The organism is Achromobacter spanius (assembly GCF_002966795.1).
GTDB classification, from domain to species: domain Bacteria; phylum Pseudomonadota; class Gammaproteobacteria; order Burkholderiales; family Burkholderiaceae_B; genus Achromobacter; species Achromobacter spanius_D.
The window spans coordinates 2,469,152-2,492,128 of record NZ_CP023270.1; the positions used below are offsets into that span (position 1 = coordinate 2,469,152).

Annotated in this window: 16 protein-coding genes; 6 read left to right on the plus strand and 10 right to left on the minus strand. The window is 64.9% G+C overall.

All coding sequences use genetic code 11. The features are described 5' to 3' along the window. Positions 1–4: 4 nt before the first annotated feature. The gene (locus CLM73_RS11020; RefSeq protein ID WP_105238461.1) at positions 5–3,184 is read left to right on the plus strand and encodes an efflux RND transporter permease subunit; all 3,180 of its coding nucleotides are present in this window, start codon (positions 5–7) and stop codon (positions 3,182–3,184) included. Then, positions 3,184–4,662: an AdeC/AdeK/OprM family multidrug efflux complex outer membrane factor gene (gene adeC, locus CLM73_RS11025; RefSeq protein WP_105238462.1), complete on the plus strand. Its 1,479-nt coding sequence runs from the start codon at positions 3,184–3,186 to the stop codon at positions 4,660–4,662. Before CLM73_RS11020 ends, adeC begins: the two co-directional genes overlap by 1 nt. Positions 4,663–4,750: 88 nt before the next feature. Here the strand turns inward: adeC and CLM73_RS11030 are convergent, their stop codons facing one another. The 6 genes from CLM73_RS11030 to CLM73_RS11055 all read right to left on the minus strand — a co-directional run bounded on the left by CLM73_RS11030 (position 4,751) and on the right by CLM73_RS11055 (position 11,465). Continuing rightward, positions 4,751–5,002, minus strand: a complete 252-nt coding sequence (locus tag CLM73_RS11030; protein WP_105238463.1) for a GlsB/YeaQ/YmgE family stress response membrane protein — start codon at positions 5,000–5,002, stop codon at positions 4,751–4,753. Positions 5,003–5,114: 112 nt separating this feature from the next. Further along, positions 5,115–5,729, minus strand: a complete 615-nt coding sequence (locus CLM73_RS11035; protein ID WP_105238464.1) for an SCO family protein — start codon at positions 5,727–5,729, stop codon at positions 5,115–5,117. A 229-nt stretch (positions 5,730–5,958) separates the two neighbouring features. Further along, entirely contained in the window at positions 5,959–8,025 is a 2,067-nt protein-coding gene (locus tag CLM73_RS11040; RefSeq protein WP_105238465.1) for a M3 family metallopeptidase, read from the minus strand. Between the two features lie 214 nt (positions 8,026–8,239). Next, the gene (gene folD, locus CLM73_RS11045; RefSeq protein WP_105238466.1) at positions 8,240–9,091 is read right to left on the minus strand and encodes a bifunctional methylenetetrahydrofolate dehydrogenase/methenyltetrahydrofolate cyclohydrolase FolD; all 852 of its coding nucleotides are present in this window, start codon (positions 9,089–9,091) and stop codon (positions 8,240–8,242) included. Continuing rightward, positions 9,088–9,714: a response regulator transcription factor gene (locus tag CLM73_RS11050; RefSeq protein ID WP_056570132.1), complete on the minus strand. Its 627-nt coding sequence runs from the start codon at positions 9,712–9,714 to the stop codon at positions 9,088–9,090. Before CLM73_RS11050 ends, folD begins: the two co-directional genes overlap by 4 nt. Continuing rightward, the gene (locus CLM73_RS11055) at positions 9,711–11,465 is read right to left on the minus strand and encodes a PAS domain-containing sensor histidine kinase (RefSeq protein WP_105238467.1); all 1,755 of its coding nucleotides are present in this window, start codon (positions 11,463–11,465) and stop codon (positions 9,711–9,713) included. Before CLM73_RS11055 ends, CLM73_RS11050 begins: the two co-directional genes overlap by 4 nt. A gap of 352 nt (positions 11,466–11,817) precedes the next feature. On the opposite strand from CLM73_RS11055, the gene aceE reads away from it, so the two are divergent. The 3 genes from aceE to lpdA are packed head-to-tail and all read left to right on the plus strand — an operon-like array spanning position 11,818 to position 18,012. Further along, complete coding sequence (aceE, locus tag CLM73_RS11060) at positions 11,818–14,526, plus strand: pyruvate dehydrogenase (acetyl-transferring), homodimeric type (protein WP_105238468.1); 2,709 nt, start codon at positions 11,818–11,820, stop codon at positions 14,524–14,526. A 12-nt stretch (positions 14,527–14,538) separates the two neighbouring features. Continuing rightward, entirely contained in the window at positions 14,539–16,206 is a 1,668-nt protein-coding gene (gene aceF / locus CLM73_RS11065) for a dihydrolipoyllysine-residue acetyltransferase (RefSeq protein WP_105238469.1), read from the plus strand. Between the two features lie 12 nt (positions 16,207–16,218). Then, positions 16,219–18,012 (plus strand): dihydrolipoyl dehydrogenase, encoded by a 1,794-nt coding sequence (gene lpdA, locus CLM73_RS11070; RefSeq protein ID WP_105238470.1) that lies wholly within the window; start codon positions 16,219–16,221, stop codon positions 18,010–18,012. A 210-nt stretch (positions 18,013–18,222) separates the two neighbouring features. On the opposite strand, the gene CLM73_RS11075 is transcribed toward lpdA, so the two are convergent. After that, complete coding sequence (locus tag CLM73_RS11075; protein WP_199778325.1) at positions 18,223–19,407, minus strand: MFS transporter; 1,185 nt, start codon at positions 19,405–19,407, stop codon at positions 18,223–18,225. A 112-nt stretch (positions 19,408–19,519) separates the two neighbouring features. Here CLM73_RS11075 and CLM73_RS11080 point away from each other — a divergent pair, with 112 nt between their 5' ends. Continuing rightward, positions 19,520–20,023, plus strand: coding sequence for a MarR family winged helix-turn-helix transcriptional regulator (locus CLM73_RS11080; protein ID WP_105238471.1), 504 nt, complete (start codon positions 19,520–19,522; stop codon positions 20,021–20,023). Positions 20,024–20,182: 159 nt separating this feature from the next. Here the strand turns inward: CLM73_RS11080 and CLM73_RS11085 are convergent, their stop codons facing one another. The 3 genes from CLM73_RS11085 to CLM73_RS11090 form a co-directional block, all read right to left on the minus strand. Next, entirely contained in the window at positions 20,183–20,377 is a 195-nt protein-coding gene (locus tag CLM73_RS11085; protein WP_105238472.1) for a putative motility protein, read from the minus strand. 158 nt (positions 20,378–20,535) lie between these two features. After that, the gene (locus tag CLM73_RS28895) at positions 20,536–21,024 is read right to left on the minus strand and encodes a hypothetical protein (protein ID WP_158685851.1); all 489 of its coding nucleotides are present in this window, start codon (positions 21,022–21,024) and stop codon (positions 20,536–20,538) included. A gap of 124 nt (positions 21,025–21,148) precedes the next feature. Next, on the minus strand, positions 21,149–22,807 hold the full coding sequence (locus CLM73_RS11090; protein ID WP_199778283.1) for a methyltransferase regulatory domain-containing protein: 1,659 nt from the start codon (positions 22,805–22,807) through the stop codon (positions 21,149–21,151). Between the last annotated feature and the right edge of the window lie 170 nt (positions 22,808–22,977).

A 22,977-nucleotide genomic window follows, 5' to 3' on the forward strand; every position in this document is an offset into this window, starting at 1 on the left:
ACGCATGGCAAAGTTTTTTATCGACAGGCCGGTTTTTGCCTGGGTGATCGCGATCGTGCTGATGCTGGCCGGCGCGCTGTCCATCCTGCAGCTTCCGGTCGCCCAGTACCCCAACATCGCGCCGCCCGCCATCGGCATCGCGGTGACCTACCCGGGCGCGTCCGCGCAGACCGTGCAGGACACCGTGGTGCAGGTGATCGAGCAGCAGATGAACGGTCTTGACGGCCTGCAGTACATCTCGTCGGAAAGCAACTCCGACGGCAGCATGTCCATCACGCTGACCTTCAAGCAGGGCACCAATCCCGACACCGCGCAGGTGCAGGTCCAGAACAAGCTGGCGCTGGCGCAGCCGCTCTTGCCGCAGGAAGTGCAGCAGCAGGGCATCCGCGTCACCAAGGCCACGAAGAACTTCCTGATCGTGGCGGGCTTCGTGTCCACCGACGGCACGATGACCAAGGACGACCTGGCCGACTACGTCGCCTCGTACGTCCAGGATCCCATCAGCCGCACGCAGGGCGTGGGCGACTTCCAGCTCTTCGGCTCGCAGTACGCGATGCGGATCTGGCTGGACCCCGCCAAGCTCGTCAACTACGGGCTGACCACGGTCGACATCACCACCGCCATCAAGGAACAGAACGTCCAGGTCTCGTCCGGGCAATTGGGCGGCCTGCCGTCCGTGCGCGGCCAGCAGCTGAACGCCACCATCATCGGACCGTCGCGCCTGCAGACGGCCGAAGACTTCGGCCAGATCCTGCTGAAGGTTAATTCCGACGGTTCGCAGGTGCGCCTGCGCGACGTTTCGCGGATCGAACTGGGCGGCCAGACCTACGCCATCGACAGCTTCTACAACGGCAATCCGGCCTCGGGCCTGGCCATCAAGCTGGCGCCGGGCGCCAACGCGCTGGACACGGCGCAGGCGGTGCGCGACACCATCAACAACCTCAAGCCGTATTTCCCGCCGGGCATGGAGGTCGTCTATCCGTACGACACGACGCCGTTCGTCAGCCTGTCGATCCATGAAGTGTTCAAGACGCTGGTCGAGGCCATCATCCTGGTGTTCCTGGTGATGTATCTCTTCCTGCAGAACTTCCGCGCCACCATCATTCCCACGCTGGCCGTGCCGGTGGTGCTGCTGGGCACGTTCGGCGTGCTGGCGGCGTTCGGCTATTCCATCAACACCTTGACGATGTTCGGGATGGTGCTGGCCATCGGTCTGCTCGTCGACGACGCCATCGTGGTGGTCGAAAACGTCGAGCGGGTGATGGCCGAAGAGGGCCTCACGCCCAAGCAGGCCACCCGCAAGTCCATGAGTCAGATCACCGGCGCCCTGATCGGCATCGCGATGGTGCTGGCCGCCGTGTTCGTCCCCATGGCGTTCTTCGGCGGCTCCACGGGCGTCATCTACCGCCAGTTCTCGATCACGATCGTGTCCTCGATGGTGCTGTCCGTGATTGTCGCCATCGTGTTCACGCCGGCCTTGTGCGCGACGCTGCTGAAACCCATTCCGAAGGGCCACCACGGCGCCAAGAAGGGCTTTTTCGGCTGGTTCAACCGCACGTTCGAGCGCAGCAGCAACGGTTACGCCAATACCGTGGCCCGCGGCCTGAACCGCACCAAGCGCCTGATGGTCGTCTACCTGGCGCTGGTCATTGCGATGGGCTGGATGTTCACCCGCATCCCGACCGCGTTCCTGCCGGCCGAAGACCAGGGCATTCTGTTCGCCCAGATCCAGACGCCCGCCGGCGCCACCGCCGAAGCCACCAAGGCCGTCATCGACGACGCCACCAAGTACCTGCTGACCGAAGAAAAGGATGCCGTTACCTCGGTGTTCGCGGTCAACGGCTTCAACTTCGGCGGCCGCGGCCAGAACGCGTCCATCCTGTTCATCAAGCTGCGCGACTGGGAAGAGCGCGGCGACGCCAGCCTGAAGGCCGCCGCCGTGGCGGGACGCGCCAACGCGCACTTCGCCAAGACGGAACGCCGCGCGCAACTGTTCGTCGTGCCGCCGCCTTCCGTCATGGAACTGGGCAACGTCACCGGCTTTGACTTCCAGCTGATGGACCGCGCCGGCGTGGGCCACGAGAAGCTGCTTGCCGCGCGCAACCAGCTGCTGGGCGAGGCCGGCAAGAGCCCGGTGCTGGCGGGCGTGCGTCCCAACGGCATCGAAGACGCACCGCAGTACCAGCTGGACATCGACCGCGAAAAGGCCCGCGCCCTGGGCGTGGCCGTGTCGGACATCAACAGCACGCTGGCCACCGCATGGGGTTCGTCGTACGTCAACGACTTCATCGACCGCGGCCGCGTGAAGAAGGTGTTCGCGCAGGGCGAGGCATCCTCGCGCATGCTGCCGGAAGACCTGAACAAATGGTACGTGCGCAACAAGGATGGCGACATGGTCCCGTTCTCGGCGTTCTCCAGCGCGACGTGGAGCTTCGGCCCGCAGAAGCTGAACCGCTACAACGGCGTGCCGTCGTACAACATCCAGGGCCAGGCGGCGCCGGGCTACAGCTCGGGCGCAGCCATGGAAGAAATGGAACGCCTGGCGGCCAAGCTGCCGGTCGGCGTCGGCTTCGAGTGGACCGGCCTGTCGTTCGAAGAACGCCTGTCCGGCGCGCAGGCGCCCGCGTTGTACGCGATCTCGCTCATCGTGGTGTTCCTGTGCCTGGCGGCGCTCTATGAAAGCTGGACCATTCCGTCCGCGGTCATGCTGGTGGTGCCGCTAGGGATCATCGGCGCGCTGCTGGCCACGCTGATGCGCGGCCTGTCCAACGACGTGTTCTTCCAGGTGGGTCTCTTGACGACAATCGGGCTGGCGGCCAAAAACGCCATCCTGATCGTGGAGTTCGCCAAGGAGCACTATGAATCGGGCGCCAGCCTGACCGAGTCGGCCATCCACGCTGCCCGTCAGCGCCTGCGTCCCATCCTGATGACGTCCCTGGCGTTCATCCTGGGCGTGACCCCGCTGGCGATTTCCAGCGGCGCGGGCTCGGGCAGCCAGAACGCCATCGGCACGGGCGTCATCGGCGGCATGCTGACCGGCACCTTCCTGGCCATCTTCTTCGTCCCGGCGTTCTTCGTGATCATGCTGCGCGTGTTCAAGGTCAAGCGCATGAGCGAAAACGTCGACAAGCACGACACCAGCGCCAAGGGGCCGCACGACGTGCCGGCGGAGGGCCAACCGTAATGAAACTCCAGATGAGAACCTTGCTGTCTGTATCCCTGGCGGCGGCCCTGGCGGGCTGCTCGCTGGCCCCCACGTATGAGCGCCCCGACGCGCCCATCGACGCCGCCTATCCCACGGGCGCCGCCTACAACGCGGCCCAGGCGGCCGCGCCGGGCGGCATGGCCGTGGCCGACATCGGCTGGCGCGACTTTTTCGGCGATCCGCTCCTGCAGCAGCTGATCGAACAGTCGCTCGTCAACAACCGCGACCTGCGCGTGGCGGCACTGAACGTCGAGGCGGCGCGCGCGCAGTACCGCATCCAGCGCGCGGACCTGGCGCCCAGTATCGGCGTGGCCGGGCAGGGCTCTGGCCAGCGCACGCCGGCCGACCTGTCGCCCAGCGGCCAGGCCACCACCAGCCACAGCTATCAGGTGGGCGCTGCCATGTCCGCCTGGGAACTGGACCTTTTTGGCCGCATCCGCAGCCTGAGCGACCAGGCGCTGGAATCCTATCTGGCGCTGGACGAGACGCGCACCGCCACGCAGCTCACGCTGATCGCCGAGGTTGCGAATGCTTACCTGACGCTGCGTGCGGACCAGGAGCTGCTCAGCCTGACGCGAGACACGCTCAAGAGCCAGGAAGATTCCTACAACCTGACCAAGCAGAGCTACGACCAGGGCCTGTCCACGGCGCTGGACCTGAGCCAGGCCGAGGTGTCGCTGCGCACGGCCCAGCGCAACCTGTCGCAATACACGCGCCAGGCCGCGCAGGACCGCAATGCGCTGGTGCTGCTGGTCGGGCAGCCGCTGTCGCCGCAGATAGTCGCGGCGCTGGACAACGCGATCAAGCTGGACGACAGCATGCTGCCGACCACGCTGCCCGCCGGCCTGCCGTCCGACCTGCTGGTCCGCCGCCCGGACATCCGCGCGGCCGAGCATCAGCTCAAGGGCGCCAACGCCAACATCGGCGCGGCGCGCGCGGCATTCTTCCCGACCATCAGCCTGACGGGTTCGGCCGGCACCGCCAGCGCCAGCCTGGGCGGCTTGTTCGACGGCGGTTCGGGGGCGTGGAGCTTCGTGCCCCAGATCACCGTGCCGATCTTCGCGGGCGGCTCGCTGCTGGCGGGGCTGGACCTGGCGAAGGTGCAGAAGAACATCCAGGTAGCCCAGTACGAGAAGTCGATCCAGACGGGTTTCCGCGAAGTCGCGGACGCGCTGGCCGGCCGCGGCACGCTGGACGAGCAGATCCAGGCCCAGCGCCTGCTGGTGGACGCCAACCAGCGCGCGTATGACGCGTCGGAGCAACGTTTCCGGCAGGGCATCGACGACTACCTGAGCGTGCTGGATTCGCAGCGCTCGCTCTACACCTCGCAGCAGGCGCTGGTCGACACGCGTCTGGCGCGCCTGACCAACCTGGTCACGCTGTACAAGGTGCTGGGCGGCGGGTGGACGGAACGCACGGCGACGGCGCCCGCCACGCCTGCGACGCCGGCGGGCTGACATCCAGGCGCGAGTTTCGCGCGTGCAATGCAAAACGGGCCGATCTTGCGATCGGCCCGTTTTTTCTTGCCTGTGAGACGCGCAGACGTCAGGCGCGCTTCTTGGCGATCAGGCCCACCACGAACAGCACGATGATCGCGCCGACGACGGATCCGATCCAGCCAGCAGGTTCGCCGGGCTGGTACCACCCCAGCGACTGGCCCAGAAAGCCGGCAACGACGGCGCCGATGATGCCCAGAATGGTGGTCATGATGATCCCCATGTTCTGGTCCCCGGGCATGATGGCGCGGGCGATCAGTCCCACGATGAACCCGACGATGATCATGATGATGATGCTCATGCGCGTACTCCTTACTAGGGAAAAGGGGGCGAAGTGGATTGATGATACCCACGGATACCCGCGCCCCGTACGCCACCGTTGTAACAACTGGTGTGCGGACCCGCCCGCCGTGTCAGGAAGTCAGGTCGATAAGCTGGCGCACGTCTTTGGTGAGCGTCTCGATGCTGTCGGTGTCTGACGCCAGCAGGCGCGCCTTGCCGTCTTTGTCGAAGATGTACACGCCGCGGCTGTGCATCACCTCGTACATGTCGGCATCGTCGCCGGGGCGGGGCTTTTCGATCTGGTAGGCCACGCGATAGCGGCGCGCCAGGTCCGCGACCTGCCTTTCGTTGCCCGTCACGCCGATGGCGTTGTTGTTGAAGGCGTTGACGTAGGCCTGCAGGATGTCCGGCGTGTCGCGATGCGGGTCCACGCTGACGAACAGGATGCGCACGTCCTTGGCCTTGTCGCCCAGGTTCTGCAGCACGGCAGTCAATTGCGCCATGGTCGTCGGGCAGATGTCCGGGCAACTGGCGTAGCCGAAAAACAGCAGTACCGTCTTGCCCTTCAGGTCGTCGCTGCTGACCGTCTTGCCGCCCGCGCCGGGCAGCGAGAACTTCAGATCCGGCAGGTGGCCCTTGACGTTGTAAAGCGTCCAGTCCACGTTTCTGTCGCCGCAGGCGGCAAGAAACACACACAAGCTCAACAGCAGTCCGCGAAAGAAGCGGCCGGTAATCAGGTGTCGCATGGGTCCAGTAGCCGGAAGGGGGTAAACCTTTCGGATTCTACCTGCTGGATCTGAGGAAAGCGGTATACGGCGGCCACGCCTTGTGCGCGCGCAAGTCCATGGCAAAAAAACGGCCCGCTCGATGGCGGGCCGTCTTGGCTGGGGGCAGCGCGTGCCGCCGCGTATTTAAAGTGTCAGACACCGTCCAATGCCAAGTTGCCGGCAAAGCCACGGGAGTCAGACACCGCCATCAGCTCGCCGTCATCCCGCTATGGCGCAGCAACGCGTCGATGCGAGGCGCGCGGCCGCGGAAGGCGGCGAACGATTCGGCCGCCGGGCGCGAGCCGCCCACGGCCAGCACTTCGCGGCGGAAACGCGCACCGGTTTCCGGATCCAGCGTGCCCAGCGCGTTGCCGGCCTGCTTGGCCGCCGCTTCCTCGAAGGCCTCGTACGCATCCGCCGACAGCACTTCGGCCCACTTGTAGCTGTAATAGCCCGCGCCGTAGCCGCCCGCGAACAGATGCGAGAAGGCATGCGGCAGACGGTGCCATTCGGGCGGGAACAGCACGGCGACTTCCTTGCGCACTTCCTGCAGGAGCGCCAGCACTTCGGAAATCGACGCGCCCTTGCTGCGGTCGTGCATCAGCATGTCGAACAGCGCGAACTCGATCTGGCGCACGGTCTGCATGCCGCTCTGGTAATTGCGGGCGGCGACCAGGCGGTCGTAGAGCGCGCGCGGCAGCGGCTCGCCGGTGTCCACGTGCGCCGACAGCTTCTGCACCACCGCCCATTCCCAGCAGAAGTTCTCCATGAATTGCGAGGGCAGTTCGATGGCGTCCCATTCCACGCTGGCGAACGCGGCGGCGCCGGGCTCGTCGACCTCGGACAGCAGCGCATGCAGCGCGTGGCCGGTTTCGTGGAAGAGGGTGATGACGTCGTCATGCGTCAGCACGGCCGGACGGTCGCCGTTGGGGCGCGAGAAATTGCACGTCAGGTACGCAATCGGCGTCTGCACCTTGCCGGCCACGACGCGGCGCGTGCGCTCGCTGTCGACCCAGGCTCCGTTCTGCTTGCCGGCGCGCGCGTACAGGTCCAGGTACAAGTGGCCGATCAGCGCGCCTTCGGGGCTTTCGACCCGAACGCCGCGCACGTCGCCGTGCCAGGACGACACGGGCGTTTCCGTCAGGCGCACGCCGAACAGGGTCTGGATGACGTCAAACAGGCCAGCCAGCACGCGCGGCTCGGTGAAGTACTGCTTCACCTCGTCTTCCGAATACGCGTAGCGCGATTCACGCAGGCGTTCCGAGGCGTAGGCCACGTCCCAGGGCTGCAGGCTGTCCAGCCCGAGTTCGCCGGTGGCGTAGGCGGTAAGTTCAGCCAGATCGCGCTGCGCGTACGGCTTGGCGCGGGCGGCCAGGTCGCGCAGGAACACGGTGACTTCCTTGGCGTCGCGGGCCATGCGCGTCTGCAGGCGCAGCGCGGCAAAGGTCCCCAGGCCCAGCAGGCCCGATTCCTCGGCGCGCAGCGAAAGCAGTTCTTCGATCAGCGGCGAGTTGTCGAACTTGGCGTCGCCCTGTTCGGACGCGACCGTGCCGTAGCCACGGTACAGCGCCTCGCGCAGCGAGCGGTCCTTGGCGTACTGCATGACGGGCAGGTAGCAGGGCATCTTCAGCGTGAGCTTCCAGCCGGCCTTGCCGTCTTCGTCGGCGGCGGCGCGCGCCGCAGCAACCACGTCGGCCGGAATACCGGCCAGGCGGCTCTCGTCTTCGACGATCAGCGACCACGCGTCGATGGAGTCCAGCACGTTCTCGGAGAATTTTTGCGAGGCCTGCGCCTCGCGGTCGGAAATCGCGGCATAGCGTTCGCGGTCGGCGCCCTGCAGCTCGACGCCGCTCAGGCGGAAATCACGCAGGGCCATCTCGACGATGCGGCGGCGCACCGGCGTCCAGGACGCAAAATCGGGCGACGCGGCCAGCCGCTGGTATTGCTTGTACAGGCCTTCGTGCAGGCCGACCCAGGTGGAAAACTCGGTGACCAGCGGCAGGGCGGCGTTATAGGCTTCGCGCAGTTCCGGCGTGTTGACCACGGCATTCAGGTGACCCGCCACCGACCAGGCGCGCCACAGGCGCTCGGACGCGGTGTCCAGGGGTTCTGCCACGGCTTCCCAGGTGGGTGCGAGCGCGGGGTCGGCGGCCTGGTCGACCGCCTTGCGGGCGATGCCCAGCAGTTCCTCGACGGCAGGCACGATGTGCGCGGGTTTGACGGCCGCGTAATCGACCAGTTCGGACACGGGAGCGAGCAGGGGGTTCTGGGTCATGGTGTTACCGGCTTATTGAGTGGCAGGCGGCGCGCCAGGCGCGCCGGCGAAGGCGATAAGGATCAGGTGAGGGCGATAGGCCCGAACGCAAGGGCTGACCAAGGGGATGGCCCCATGCGGCTGCCTCAAGTTTCGGCAGGTGTCTGACACCCATGAGGCACCCGTTCAATCTGAAGTGCATCTCACATGGGTGTCAGACACCGAGATCCACGCTTTAACCCGCAGCGCGTTCCGCCGCTTCGACCGTATTGACCAGCAGCATGGCGATGGTCATCGGACCCACGCCGCCCGGCACGGGGGTGATCGCGCCGGCCACTTCCTTGGCGGAAGCAAAATCCACGTCGCCGCACAGCTTGCCGTCGGCGCCGCGGTTGATGCCCACGTCGATGACGACGGCGCCGGGCTTGATCATCGAGCCGTCGATCATGCCGGGCTTGCCGGTGGCCACGACCAGCACGTCGGCGCGGCGGGTCTGGGCCGCCAGGTCGCGCGTCTTGGAGTTGCAGATCGTGATGGTGGCGCCGGCCTGCAGCAGCAGCATGGCCATGGGCTTGCCCACGATGTTGCTGGCGCCGACGATGACGGCCTCAGCGCCGCGCAGCGTCACGCCTTCGGATTCCAGCATCTTCATCACGCCATACGGCGTGCAGGGGCGGAACAGCGGCTGGCCGGTCATGAGCAGGCCCGCGTTGCTGATATGGAAGCCGTCCACGTCCTTCTCGGCCGCGATGGCCTCGATGACCTTGTGGGCGTCCATGTGCTTGGGCAGCGGCAGCTGCACCAGGATGCCGTGGATGCTGGGGTCCTGATTCAGCACGTCGATGCGGGCCAGCAGTTCGGCCTCGGTCATCTCGGCCGGGTATTGCTCTTTCACGGAATGCAGTCCGGCCTTTTCGCAGGCCGCGACCTTGTTGCGCACATATACCTGCGAGGCGGGGTCCGCGCCGACCAGCACAACGGCCAGGCCGGGGCGGGTGCCCTTGGCGGCCAGGGCCGAAACACGCTGGGCGACTTCTTCGCGAATGCGCTGCGAAAGGGCCGCGCCGTCAATAATCCTTGCGGTCATGCGTGTGCCTCGGGTTTGGCCAAGGCCACTTTCATCAAATCTGCAACGGTGGTCACTTCAAGTTTTTCCATAATGTTGGCGCGGTGCGCCTCGACGGTCTTGATGCTGATGCCCAGGTCGTCGGCGATCTGCTTGTTCAAGCGGCCGGCGACGATGCGCTCCAGCACCTGTTGCTCGCGCGCGGTCAGGCGCGCCAGCATGGCTTCGTGGTCCTTCTGGGCCTGGTGCTTGCTCACGCGCTGCGTGGCCTGCTCCAGCATGCGCGCCACGATTTCGCGCAGGTCGGATTCGTTGAACGGCTTTTCCAGGAAGTCGACGGCGCCTTTCTTCATGGTGGACACCGCCATCGGCACGTCGCCGTGGCCGGTGATGAACACGATGGGCAGCGGCGCGTTGCGGATGATGAGCTGTTCCTGCAGCTCCAGGCCGCTCATGCCGGGCATGCGCACGTCGGCGATCAGCACGCCGATCTGGCTGGCGTCGTAGTCTTCCAGGAAGGACTCGCCGCTGGCGTAGGCGCGAACGCGGTATCCATTGGCTTCCAGCAGCCAGCGCAGCGAATCGCGGACCGCTTCGTCGTCATCGACAATGAATACCGTGCTCGACAGGTGGGGCGTGTTCATGCGTGCAACTCCTCGGACTGATCGTTCTGGGCCTGCGTCTGGGTCGCAGCGCAGGGCAGGGTGAAGCGGAAGATAGTACCGCCGGCGGGATTGGGGTCAGCCCACAGGCGGCCGTGATGCGATTCGATAATGGTACGGCAGATGTTCAGCCCCATGCCCAGGCCCTGCGACTTGGTGCTGAAGAACGGTTCGAACAGGCGCTCGGGTTCGGCCAGGCCGTGACCGCGGTCCACCACGGCCACCTCGATATGCTGCTCGTGAAGAATTACGGCAACCTTAAGCTCGTCGGACTCGCTCTTTTCCATGGCTTCCAGCCCGTTCTTGAGCAGGTTCAGCAGCACCTGTTCGATCAGGATGGGGTCGGCCAGGACATCGGGCGCGTTGGACGGCACGAAGCTGTCGATGCGGATGCGGCGCTTGCGGGCGTCGATTTCGGCAAAGCCGATGGCGTTGTCGACAATGCGGCCGATGGCCACGCGCTGGCGGCGCGGCTCGCTGCGCTTCACGAACTCGCGGATGCGGCTGATGATCTTGCCGGCGCGCTCGGCCTGGGACGCAGCCTTTTCCAGCGCGGGCAGCAGCATGTTGGGACTGGTGTGGCCGGCCTTGACCAGCGCCACCGCACCCATGCTGTAGTTGGCGATGGCCGTCAGCGGCTGGTTCAGCTCGTGCGCCAGCGACGAGGCCATTTCGCCCATGGTGGTCAGACGGCTGGTGAGCTGGATTTTTTCCTGCTGCACGCGCGACGCTTCCTCGTGGCCGCGGCGCTCGGTGATGTCGCGCGCCACCTGCATGCGCACGCGGCGGCCGTCGGTCCAGGCCAGCATGCGGTGGTGCACTTCAAACCAGCGCTGCACCGACGGCGCAAAGACCTCGACCGATTCGTCGGTGAAGCGGCCGCGGCGGCCGGCCAGCAGCTCGTCGTGGCCACCGGTCTGCGCCCCGAACACGCGGCGGTACGTGCGGTTGGCAAACAGCAGTTCCAGCCCGTCGTGGGTGTCGGCGGTGACCGAGATGGCGTCGTCCAGGCCTTCCAGCACGGTCATGAACCGTTCGTGCGCGGCGGTCAGGGCCTCGCGGATGCGCTTGGGTTCGGTGATGTCGGTCATGGATGTCATCCAGCCGATCTGATTGCCGTTGGGGTCCAGCAGCGGCGACACGTACATGCGCGCCGTAAAGCGCGAGCCATCGCGCCGCTGCGCTTCGACTTCCAGGCCGCTGCTGGGCGTCTTGCCCGACATCAGCACGTCCAGCGTGTGCTGGTGCTGTTCGTGGCGGCCCGGCACCCAATACGGGAAGGGCGGGCTGCGGCCGATCAGGTCGGCCTCGTTCCAGCCGATCATCCGGCAGAAGGCCGGGTTCACGTAGGCGATGCGGCCCTCCATGTCGAGCACCCGCATGCCCGTGGACATGGAGTTTTCCATGGCGCGCCGAAAACCCGTTTCGGCGATGAGCGCGGCCTCGGCGGTGGACCGGAAGCGGGTATAGCGCCACAGCATCAACAGGCTGATGACGATGACGCAGGACAGCGCCAGCACGACCCAGATCAGGCGTTGCTGCCGTAGCTCCTGGTCTATGGTGACAAACATGACGCTGTCGTCATGGATGCGCTGCAACCAGAAGAACACCGCCATCACACAGATATAGAGGATCAGCACCATGGCGGGCGTGACCCAGTACACCCCGCGCCGCCGGGTGCGGGCGTGGTCGTGGAAAGGCGTGGGTATGTTGGACTTGGGCGCGCTGGACATGGAATTCGGGGCCGGTAGACCGCGCATTTTAGTGCGTGTTGGGAGGGAATTGCCGGGAATCAAGTCCCCCATTCGGCCTAGACCATAAAAAGTATGGCGTTTAGCAATGCAGCTTCCGGTCAACTTTCCGCATTATGAAATGCCGTACCGCAACATGAAATTTTCCTTGCGACCGGTTAATCTTCTTTCTTAGAATGCCGCCTGACAGGAAACCCGCCCCTGGCAGGTCCTTTGAACACCCCGACCCCATGCATTGCATGGTAGCCCGGATGATCCCGGCTACCATGCAATGTCCGCGAGTAGATAAATAAGCGGGTGTGTGGTCACGACGAACCCCAACAGGAGACACACGATGTCCTCTAACGCCCAGGCTGGCGCCGTACAGGCCGCCAACGACGAAGACACCCTTGAAACCCAGGAGTGGCTCGAAGCCCTGGCAGCCGTCCTTGATCGCGAAGGACCGCAGCGCGCCCATTACCTGCTGGAACGCCTGATCGACGAAGCCCGTCGCTCCGGCGCGCATATCCCGTTCTCGCCCAATACCGCTTACGTCAACACGATTCCGCCCGGCCTGGAGCCGGCGCACCCGGGCAACCTGGAACTGGAATCGCGCATCCGCTCGTACGTGCGCTGGAACGCCATGGCCATGGTCGTCAAGGCCAACAAGCACAACCCGCCCGATGGCGGCGATCTGGGCGGTCACATCGCGTCGTTCGCCTCGCTGGCCACCATGATCGGCTGCGGCCAGAACCACTTCTGGCACGCTGAAGACGAAGGCCACGGCGGCGACCTGGTCTACTTCCAGGGCCACACCTCGCCCGGCATGTACGGCCGCGCCTACCTCGAAGGCCGCCTGACCGAAGACCAGTTGAATCACTTCCGCCAGGAAGTGGACGGCAAGGGCCTGTCCTCGTACCCGCATCCGAAGCTGATGCCGGACTTCTGGCAGTTCCCGACGGTGTCGATGGGCCTGGGCCCGCTGATGGCCATCTACCAGGCCCGTTTCCTGAAGTACCTGCACGCCCGCGGCATCGCCGACACCAGCAACCGCAAGGTCTGGGTGTTCTGCGGCGACGGCGAAATGGACGAACCCGAGTCGCTGGGCGCCATCGCCCTGGCGGCCCGCGAAAAGCTCGACAACCTGATCTTCGTCATCAACTGCAACCTGCAGCGCCTGGACGGCCCGGTGCGCGGCAACGGCAAGATCATCCAGGAACTGGAAGGCGACTTCCGCGGTTCGGGCTGGAACGTCATCAAGCTGATCTGGGGCGGCTACTGGGATCCGCTGCTTGCGCACGACAAGGAAGGCATCCTGCGCCAGATCATGGAAGAAACCGTCGACGGCGAGTACCAGGCGTACAAGGCCAACGACGGCAAGTTCGTCCGCGAACACTTCTTCGGCAAGCACCCCAAGCTGCTCGAAGCCGTGTCGCGCATGAGCGACGAGGACATCTGGCGCCTGAACCGTGGCGGCCATGACCCCCACAAGGTGTACGCGGCCTTCAAGTCGGCCAGCGACCATACCGGCCAGCCGACCGTCATTCTGGCCAAGACCATCAAGGGCTACGGCATGGGCCACGTCGGCCAGGCCAAGAACCCGACCCACCAGCAAAAGAAGCTGGAGCTCGACTCCATCCGCGAATTCCGCGACCGCTTCGGCATCCCGATCCCGGACGACAAGCTGGAAGACCTGCCGTACTTCAAGCCGGCCGAAGACTCGCCCGAAATGAAGTACCTGCACGAGCGCCGTGCCGCGCTGGGCGGCTACCTGCCGCGCCGCCGCGCCAAGGCCGACGAGCAACTGAAGGCCCCGGCGCTGGACGCCTTCAAGGCCGTGCTGGAACCCACCGCGGAAGGCCGCGAAATCTCGACCACCCAAGCCTTCGTGCGCATCCTGAATCAGGTGCTGCGCGACAAGGAACTGGGTCCGCGCGTCGTGCCGATCCTGGCCGACGAATCGCGCACCTTCGGCATGGAAGGCCTGTTCCGCCAGATCGGCATCTACGCGCCGGAAGGCCAGAAGTACACGCCGGTCGACAAGGACCAGGTCATGTACTACAAGGAAGCGGCCGACGGCCAGCTCCTGCAGGAAGGCATCAACGAAGCGGGCGCGATGAGCTCGTGGATTGCGGCGGCCACGTCGTACTCCTCGAACAACCGCATCATGATCCCGTTCTTCATCTACTACTCGATGTTCGGGTTCCAGCGGATCGGCGATCTGGCCTGGGCCGCCGGCGACATGCAGGCGCGCGGCTTCCTCCTGGGCGGCACTGCCGGCCGCACGACGCTGAACGGCGAAGGCCTGCAGCACGAAGACGGCCACAGCCACATCCTGGCCTCGACCATCCCGAACTGCGTGTCGTACGACCCGACGTTCGGCCATGAGCTCGCCGTGATCATTCAGCACGGTCTGAAGCGCATGGTGCAAGACCAGGAAAACGTCTATTACTACCTGACGGTGATGAACGAAAACTACCCGCAGCCCGGTCTGACCAAGGGCGACGAGGAAGGCATCATCAAGGGCATGTACAAGCTCAAGTCGCACGGCAAGGGCAAGAACCGCGTGCAGCTCATGGGTTCGGGCACCATCCTGCGCGAAGTCATGGCCGCTCAGGAACTGCTGGCTGCCGACTGGGACGTCGCCTCCGACATCTGGAGCGTCACCAGCTTCACCGAGCTGCGCCGCAACGGTCTGGACGCCGAACGCCACAACATGCTGCACCCCGACGAGAAGAAGCCGCAGGTGGCTTACGTCACGGAACAGCTGGCCAAGACGGAAGGCCCGATCATCGCGTCGACCGACTACATGAAGCTCTTTGCGGACCAGATCCGTCCGTTCGTGCCCAAGGGCCGCGAATACAAGGTGCTGGGCACCGATGGTTTCGGCCGCTCGGATTTCCGCGCCAAGCTGCGCGAGCACTTCGAGGTGGATCGCCACTTCGTCGTCGTCGCCGCGCTGCGCGCGCTGGCCGACGAAGGCAAGGTGCCGGTTGCCAAGGTGGCCGAAGCCATCAAGAAATACGGCATCAATCCGAACAAAGCCAACCCGCAATACGCCTGAGGGTAAAGAGACATGAGCAACATCGTGCAAATCAAGGTTCCCGACATCGGCGACTTCAAGGAAGTGGAAGTCATTGAAGTGCTGGTTGCCGTGGGCGACACGATCAAGGCGGAACAAAGCCTGATCACGGTCGAATCCGACAAGGCCTCGATGGAAATTCCCGCGTCGCAAGGCGGCGTGGTCAAGTCCATCACCGTGAAGGTCGGCGACAAGGTCGCCGAAGGCGCGGTCGTGCTGGAAGTGGAAGAGGCCGCCTCCGGCGCCGCCAAGGAAGAGGCCCCCAAGGCCGACGCCAAGCCGGCCGCCAAGGAAGAGCCCAAGCAGGCCGCCGCCGCTGCGCCCAAGGCCGAGGCCTCGGCGCCGGCTGCCTCCAGCGGCCCGGTCGAGATCGAAGTGCCGGACATCGGCGACTTCAAGGAAGTCGAAGTCATCGAAGTCATGGTCGCGGTCGGCGACACCATCAAGGCCGAGCAAAGCCTGATCACCGTCGAGTCCGACAAGGCCTCGATGGAGATCCCGGCTTCGCAAGGCGGCGTGGTCAAGGAAGTGAAGGTCAAGGTCGGCGACAAGGTCGCCAAGGGCTCGATCGTGGTGGTGGTGGAAGGCGGCGCGCAAGCCGCTGCCGCCCCGGCCGCCAAGTCCGAAGCCGCGGCGCCGGCTGCCAAGCCTGAAGCCAAGGCCGAAGCCAAGCCCGAGGCTGCCGCATCCGCCTCGCGTCCGGCTCCCGCCGCCGCGCTGGAAGACGCCAACCTCAAGCCGGGCCAATTGCCCCACGCGTCGCCGTCCGTGCGCAAGTTTGCGCGCGAACTGGGCGTGAACCTGTCCAAGGTCAAGGGCTCGGGTCCCAAGGAACGCATCACCGCTGACGACGTGCGCGGTTTCGTCAAGCAGGCCCTGTCGGCTGCGCCGGCGGCCGCTGCTGCCGGTGGTCCGGCCGATGGCGCCGCGCTGGGCCTGTTGCCGTGGCCGAAGGTCGACTTCACCAAGTTCGGCCCGATCGAAGCCAAGCCGCTGTCGCGCATCAAGAAGATTTCCGGTGCGAACCTGCACCGCAACTGGGTCATGATCCCGCACGTCACCAACAACGACGAAGCGGACATCACCGACCTGGAAGCGCTGCGCGTCACGCTGAACAAGGAAAACGAGAAGTCGGGCATCAAGGTCACGATGCTGGCCTTCCTGATCAAGGCCGTGGTCGCGGCCCTGAAGAAATTCCCCGAGTTCAACGCCTCGCTGGACGGCGACAACCTGGTGCTCAAGCAGTACTACCACATCGGTTTTGCGGCCGACACGCCCAACGGGCTGGTGGTGCCGGTGATCCGCGATGCCGACAAGAAGGGCATCCTGCAGATCGCCCAGGAAATGACGGACCTGTCCAAGAAGGCGCGCGACGGCAAGATCTCGCCCGCGGAAATGCAGGGCGGCTGCTTCTCGATCTCGTCGCTCGGCGGCATCGGCGGCACCTCGTTCACGCCCATCATCAACGCGCCTGAAGTGGCGATCCTGGGTGTGTCTCGCTCCTCGCACAAGCCCGTGTGGGACGGCAAGCAGTTCGTGCCGCGCCTGATCGTGCCGCTGTCGCTGTCCTATGACCACCGCGTCATCGACGGCGCCTCGGCCGCGCGCTTCAACGCCTATCTGGGTGCGCTGCTGGCCGACTTCCGCCGCATCGCGCTGTAAACGGGGAGCCCTATGAGCAATACCGTTCAAATCAAAGTGCCGGACATCGGCGACTTCAAGGAAGTGGAAGTCATCGAGGTGCTGGTGGCCGTGGGCGACACGATCAAGGCGGAACAAAGCCTGATCACCGTCGAATCCGACAAGGCCTCGATGGAGATCCCCGCGTCGCAAGGCGGCGTGGTCAAGTCCATCGCCGTGAAGGTCGGCGACAAGGTCGCTGAAGGCGCGGTCGTGCTGGAAGTGGAAGCGGCTGCTGACGCCGCCAAGGAAGAGGCTCCCAAGGCCGAGTCCAAGGCTGATGCCAAGCCGGCCGCCAAGGCCGACGCGCCCAAGTCCGAAGCGCCCGCTGCCAAGGCCGCCGCGCCTGCCGCCGCCACGTTCAGCGGCTCGGCCGATGGCGAATACGACATGCTGGTGCTGGGCGCGGGCCCCGGCGGCTACTCCGCCGCCTTCCGCGCCGCCGACCTGGGCCTGTCCGTGGTTCTGGTCGAACGCTACAGCACGCTGGGCGGCGTCTGCCTGAACGTGGGCTGCATTCCGTCCAAGGCGCTGCTGCACAACGCCGCCATCATCGACGAAGCCCGCGAGCTGGCTGCCCACGGCATCAGCTTCGGCGAGCCCAAGATCGATCTGGACAAGCTGCGCGGCTACAAGGACAGCGTGGTTGCCAAGCTGACCGGCGGCCTGGCCGGCATGGCCAAGGCGCGCAAGGTCACCGTGGTGACCGGCGTGGGCGAATTCGCCGATGCCAACCACCTGACCGTCAAGGGCGCCGACGGCAAGTCGCAGACCCTGCGCTTCAAGCAGGCCATCATCGCGGCCGGAAGCCAGTCGGTGAAGCTGCCGTTCATGCCGCAGGACGAGCGCATCGTCGACTCCACCGGCGCCTTGCTGCTGCGTGAAGTGCCCAAGAAGATGCTCATCATCGGCGGCGGCATCATCGGCCTGGAAATGGGCACGGTGTACTCCACGCTGGGCGCGCGCCTGGACGTGGTGGAAATGCTGGACGGCCTGATGCAGGGCGCGGACCGCGACCTGGTCAAGGTCTGGCAGAAGAAAAACGCCTACCGCTTCGACAACATCATGTTGAAGACCAAGACGGTGGGCGCCGAAGCCAAGAAGGACGGCATCTACGTCACCTTCGAAGGCGAGGGCGCACCCAAGGAACCGCAACGCTACGACCTGGTGCTGCAGGCCGTCGGCCGCAGTCCCAATGGCAAGAAGATCGGCGCCGACAAGGCGGGCATCGCCGTCACCGACCGCGGTTTCATCGAGGTCGACCGTCAGATGCGCACCAACGTGCCGCACATCTACGCCATCGGCGACATCGTCGGCCAACCCATGCTCGCCCACAAGGCCGTGCATGAAGGCCACGTCGCCGCCGAAGCCGCCGCCGGCCAGAAGTCCTTCTTCGACGCGCGCGTCATCCCGTCGGTGGCCTACACCGATCCGGAAGTGGCGTGGGTCGGCCTGACCGAGGACGAAGCCAAGAAGCAGGGCATCAAGATCGAGAAGGGCGTGTTCCCGTGGGCAGCCTCGGGCCGCGCCATCGCCAACGGCCGCGACGAGGGCTTCACCAAGCTCATCTTCGACGCCGAGACGCATCGCATCCTGGGCGGCAGCATCGTGGGCACCCACGCGGGCGATCTGATCAGCGAACTGGCGCTGGCCGTGGAAATGGGCGCCGACGTCGTCGACATCGCCAAGACCATCCACCCGCACCCGACGCTGGGTGAATCGGTGGGCATGGCGGCGGAAGTTGCAGAAGGTGTTTGCACCGACTTGCCGCCGATGAAGAAGAAGTAACGCGCCGCGGCTTGCCGCGGTTGCAATGGAAAGCGCCGCCCCTTTTGAGGGGGCGGCGCTTTTTTATGCGTGTGCATCGTGGATGTGTGCGCTGTTTGCTCGGGCGCTTGTTATGCGAGGGCTGTCTGTGCAAACGCTGTACGTGCCAGCGCTGTGCGTAGGTTGTTTGCGGGGCGGCTGCATGTGTATGGGCGGTGCAGGGGCGCACAATCAGGCGTCGATCCGCCGATAAGACGCGGGCGAAAACCGCAGTGCCAGCGCCAGTAGTATGACCGCGCCGGCCAGCATCACGATCCATGCCTCGGTCAAACTCGCAAACCGATCGCGCAGGACACCGGCCAGCAACGGCATGAAGCTCGCAATCAAGTAGCCGCCGCCTTGCACGAACGCCGCCAGCATTCCCGCTTGCGCCGGATCGTCCAGGTGGTCCATCGCCACGATCAGCGACAAGGGAAACAGCGCGCCGATTCCGATGCCGAGCAGGAGGCACGCCAGCAGCGCCAACTTGAGCGGAGCAAGGATCAGGCATGCCAGTCCGCAGATCAGAATGGTCAGCACGGCGGCCAGCGGTTTGCGGCGATCGGGAAAGCGGCCGATCCACGCCGACACGGCCAGACCCGCCATCACTTCGGCCAGCGTCAAGCCGCCCAGGAGAAAGCCGGCGGCGGAGGGCTCCCACCCCAGACCGGTGTAAAACGGCGGCAACCACGCCAACACCAGCGTGTAGGCCCCGGTGCCGATGCCAAAGAACAGCATCAGTTCCCACGCCCGCAGATTGCGCCAAAAAGCGCGCGGGGCGGTGCGAGCCGTTCGGTGGCTGGGCGATGGCGCATCAGCGCAATCTCGCGTCGCCTTGAACCACAGCGGCAGCGCAAGCACGGCGGGCACGCTCCAGAACGCCAAGGCGGCAGGCCAGCCCAAGCTGCCTGCCAACCCCGCAGCGCTGGCCGCCGCGACGGCCGCGCCCGCCATGATGCCGGTGGTGTACAAGCCGAACACCCGGCCCATGTCATGCGCGAAATTACGTTTGATGAAGGCCGGCAGCAAGGTCTGCACCAGCGCAATGCCAACGCCAGCCAGCGCCGCCGTCAGCAGCAGTCCGTGTGTCTGCACGGCGACGTAACGCGCCAGGCAGGCCAGCGCCACCAATGCGATCCCCAGCCCGATCCCGGCGCGTTCATTCAAGTATCTGGTGAGGCGCGCGCCAGCGAGCGCGCAGATCCCCATGACAAACACGGGCAACGTCGTCAGCAGGCTTGCCTGCGTATTGGTCGCGCCGGTGGCCCCCTGGATCATGTCCAGCAACGGCCCGATGGCCGCCAGCGCGGGCCGCAGATTCAGCGCCACCGCCACGATGGCGATGATGGCAAACAGGGGGCGTAACCGCGCGCTCAACATGGATATCTCGACATCAAGTTATTTGATGTCGAAGTATATAGACGGCACGATGGGTTCGGCAACGGGATATCATGGCTGCCAACTTAAATAGCTTCATGCAGAGACAACCATGACTGATCGTGCAAGGCGCGCGCAGGAAGAGTGGCAGCGCGAGCGCCCCGACATCGACGCCAACGTGATGGCGCTAGTGGGGCGCCTGCTGGAAGCCACGCATCTCCTGGAACGCAACTGGTTCCTGCCGCTGGCCGCGCAGTTCGAACTGCACCAAGGCGAGTTCGACGTCATCGCCACGCTGCGGCGGTCGGGCAACCCGTACGCCATGACGCCCACTGACCTGCACGAGGGCTTGATGCTGTCCTCAGGCGCAATGACCAGCCGCCTTGACCGTCTGGAGCGCAAGGGCCTTATCGAACGCGTGCCATCGCCCAATGACCGGCGCAGCACGCTCGTGCGGCTTACGCCGGCGGGCCTGGCGCTCATCGACAAGCTGCTGCCGCTGCACGTGGCGAATGAGCAGCAGGCAATGGCGTCGTTGACGCATAAGGAGCAGGCGCAACTGGATGGGTTGCTGGCGAAGCTGATTGTGGGATTGGAGCGCAAGCCGGCGGATTGAGCGGGTGCGGGCGATGCAGGTGGCGCAGATACGTCTGAAATCCACAGCATAAGCAGTCAGCCGCCGCCGTGTGCTTCTTCCGGCGGGAAACGAAAAAGCCGCCCATGGGCGGCTGATCTTCGTTCGGTGTGTCGCGGCGGATTGCCGCGCGGCGCGGATTTACGCGTGGGTGTTGACGCGCGAACCCAGCGTGCCGTCGATGGCCAGCACCGGCAGCGATTGCATCAGCGTGGCGACCGAGTCGGCCTGCGCGTTGATCGCCTTCTTTGTCACGGACGCCTGCACCTCCATCATGAGGTTCGCATCGCGCAAGGCCAGGGCGGAATTGACGGTGTTATTGACGGAAGCGTCCATGGTTCTAGGAGTCCTGGTGGTGTGAGGCCGGGTCAATGGCCGAAGCAAGTCGCATTGTGCGGCACGACTTCGGAGTAGTGCAAAACATTTCGCAATAATCGTGAGCCGTCATGCATTGTGGTGCGGCCTCGTGGCAAGCGCGTGACAAATCGCCGCTGTCAGTCCTTTGCCTCTGCCGCACTGGTTTTCGTTTCCAGTTCAGCCCCCAGAGCCGCAGCAGGCGTCGATGGCGCGAGCGGTAAGCGCATCGGACTGGCCTTGGTCGCGCTTGACGTTGTGGTGCTCGGCGAATTCCACGATACGACTAGCAGCACCAGGGCACCATAGATGACCAGTGTGTAAATCACCGTCAACGCGGCGTATCCCACCCGCCGACACGTAATCGGCCGACGCTCGTCCCTACCTAAGAGCGTGCGCCATCGGATCAATGCCGTCCCAGGCGCTGACACCAGCCACCAGCACAAACGCTTGAATGATCCGGGTTCACGACGCAGCGACGAAGCCTCGACCTGAGCCGCCAGCAATTCGCGCAACGCGCTGTTTTCATCCTGCAAGCGTTGGGTATGCGCATCCACCGGCTCGTGGGCTTCTACTCTCGGACGGCCATCGTGCTGCGGGGCAAGCGGATCAGGAAAGGGGTTAGTCATTCTTTGAAAAAATTCGACACAAAGCCGTGCGGTGGCAATTATCCGGAAAAGCCCAGCGGGCGCAAGGGAAATAACGCCATGCCGCAGTGGGCATGGCGTTCGCGTGGTTGCCAATGCCAGCCTCTTACACCAACACCCCCTGGCGCTTGAGCAGATCCAGCAGCTTGCCGACGATTTTGTCGGCGACTGCATCCAGATTGCGCTGGCCTTTCAGCAACTGCCCATTCGTATTCGGCACCTTGCCCGCGCTGAGCGCGTCGCGCAGCAACGTGGCCAGTTGCTTGCGGCTGTTGGAGCCGTCAATGTGCGGCAGCAGCCATGCTTCGGCTTCCTGCAAATTCAGGTTCACACTGTCGTGCCATCGGTTATAGGTACCCACTCCGAAGCCCGGATCCTTGCGCTGTTCCAGAATATGCGCGATGCCGGGGATCAAGGCGGGGGCATCGCCCTGGCCGGCTACGGCTCCGGTCTCATACGGCGAGGGTTCCAGCGTGTAGCGCAGGCTGTTCAGGCGGAACAAGGTTTGCAAGGCGCCGAGCACGGCCTTGCGGCCTGCCGCGTCATCCTCGGCCTGCCCGGGGGGCAGGTCGGCCTTCGCTGCTTCGACCAGGGATTCGAAGTCCAGGCTGGCAGGCCAGACGCGGCTCAACGCCTGGACCACGGCCAGCACTGGCGCTTCATTGGTATGCAGAGGGTGATTCTTGTGGTTGCGGAAAGACCGCTGATTCTTAGGGGAATTTTCGGGGGCATCGGTTTCGGTGAAGTGCCCGGCCCAGCGCAACTCCGCCAGGGCTTCGATATGGGGCGTGTCCAGGATTTGTCCGGCGCGTTCCTGATGGACGATCAGGCTCTTGCGGAAATTGCGGCCCATGGCGAAATCCAGGTATTGCTGGCGCATCACGCGTGGCTGGCCGAGAGCGATCAGGCTATGGTTCAACTGCACATTCTGGCCATAGGTGGCGGCCATCTCCTGATGCGGGTCCGCGTCGCCCACATGCACGACGCCATGCTGGTCGGCCATGTTGACGAATTCCAGCAAATAGCAGGGGTTGTTGAAGATTTCCAGGTACTCGTGGGCAATGTAGAAATCGGAATGCTTGCGCAATTGCGCCACGGCAGCGCGCAGCGACGGCGCCAGCGGGTTGTTGGCGGCAATGCCCTCGGACAGCAGGTTGAGCATGGCCTTGGCGGCCGGCAGCCGGTCTTCTGCCTTCTCAACGGAATGGCTGTGCAGCATCATGGCATCGCGCACGATGTCGCCCGCCTTCCAGCCCGGGTAGGTGTTGTAGCTGATATAGCCCACGCCTTTGGGCGACAGGTTCTCGCGCATGACGCGCATCATGGCCTGGCGCACTTCGGGCGGCACCCAGCTGAATACGCCGTGAGCAACGATGTAGTCGAATTGTCCGAATTCCGGCGTGATGTCCGTCAGGCTCATTGCTTGCAGATGCAGGTTCTGCAAGCCCAGCGCTTGTACCACTTGCTGGCCTTGCGCCACCTGGCCGCTTGCCAGATCGATGCCTACAACATGCGCGTTGGGGTAGGCCACCGCGAAAGGCAACAGGTTGCCGCCGCCGGCGCAGCCTATCTCCAATACCCTCGCGCTTTCCAGGGGCACGGTTTCCAGGCCCCACAGATACGCGGCGGCGCGCAGGTGGCCGGGTGAGGAAAAGGGAAACGCGTTCGACGTGTAGATGTGCGCTTCGTAAGTCTCGCTGATCTTTCGATTGGTCTGCTGCAGGGTGTCTTCGGTGTCGACGCTGTGTTCTTGCTCGGTGCTCAAGGGCGGCTCCTGGGGGCGATGATTGCGCAGCCAGGCGTGGCAGCGAACGCGGAACGCCTGATCTGTGTATGGACGGAATAGAGCGTACCGGCTTTGTGTTTTGGGGAAAGCGGGAAACAGCGCGGACTTTGCCGTTCATCCCTTCGCGCTCGGGCAGCGCAAGCGCATCG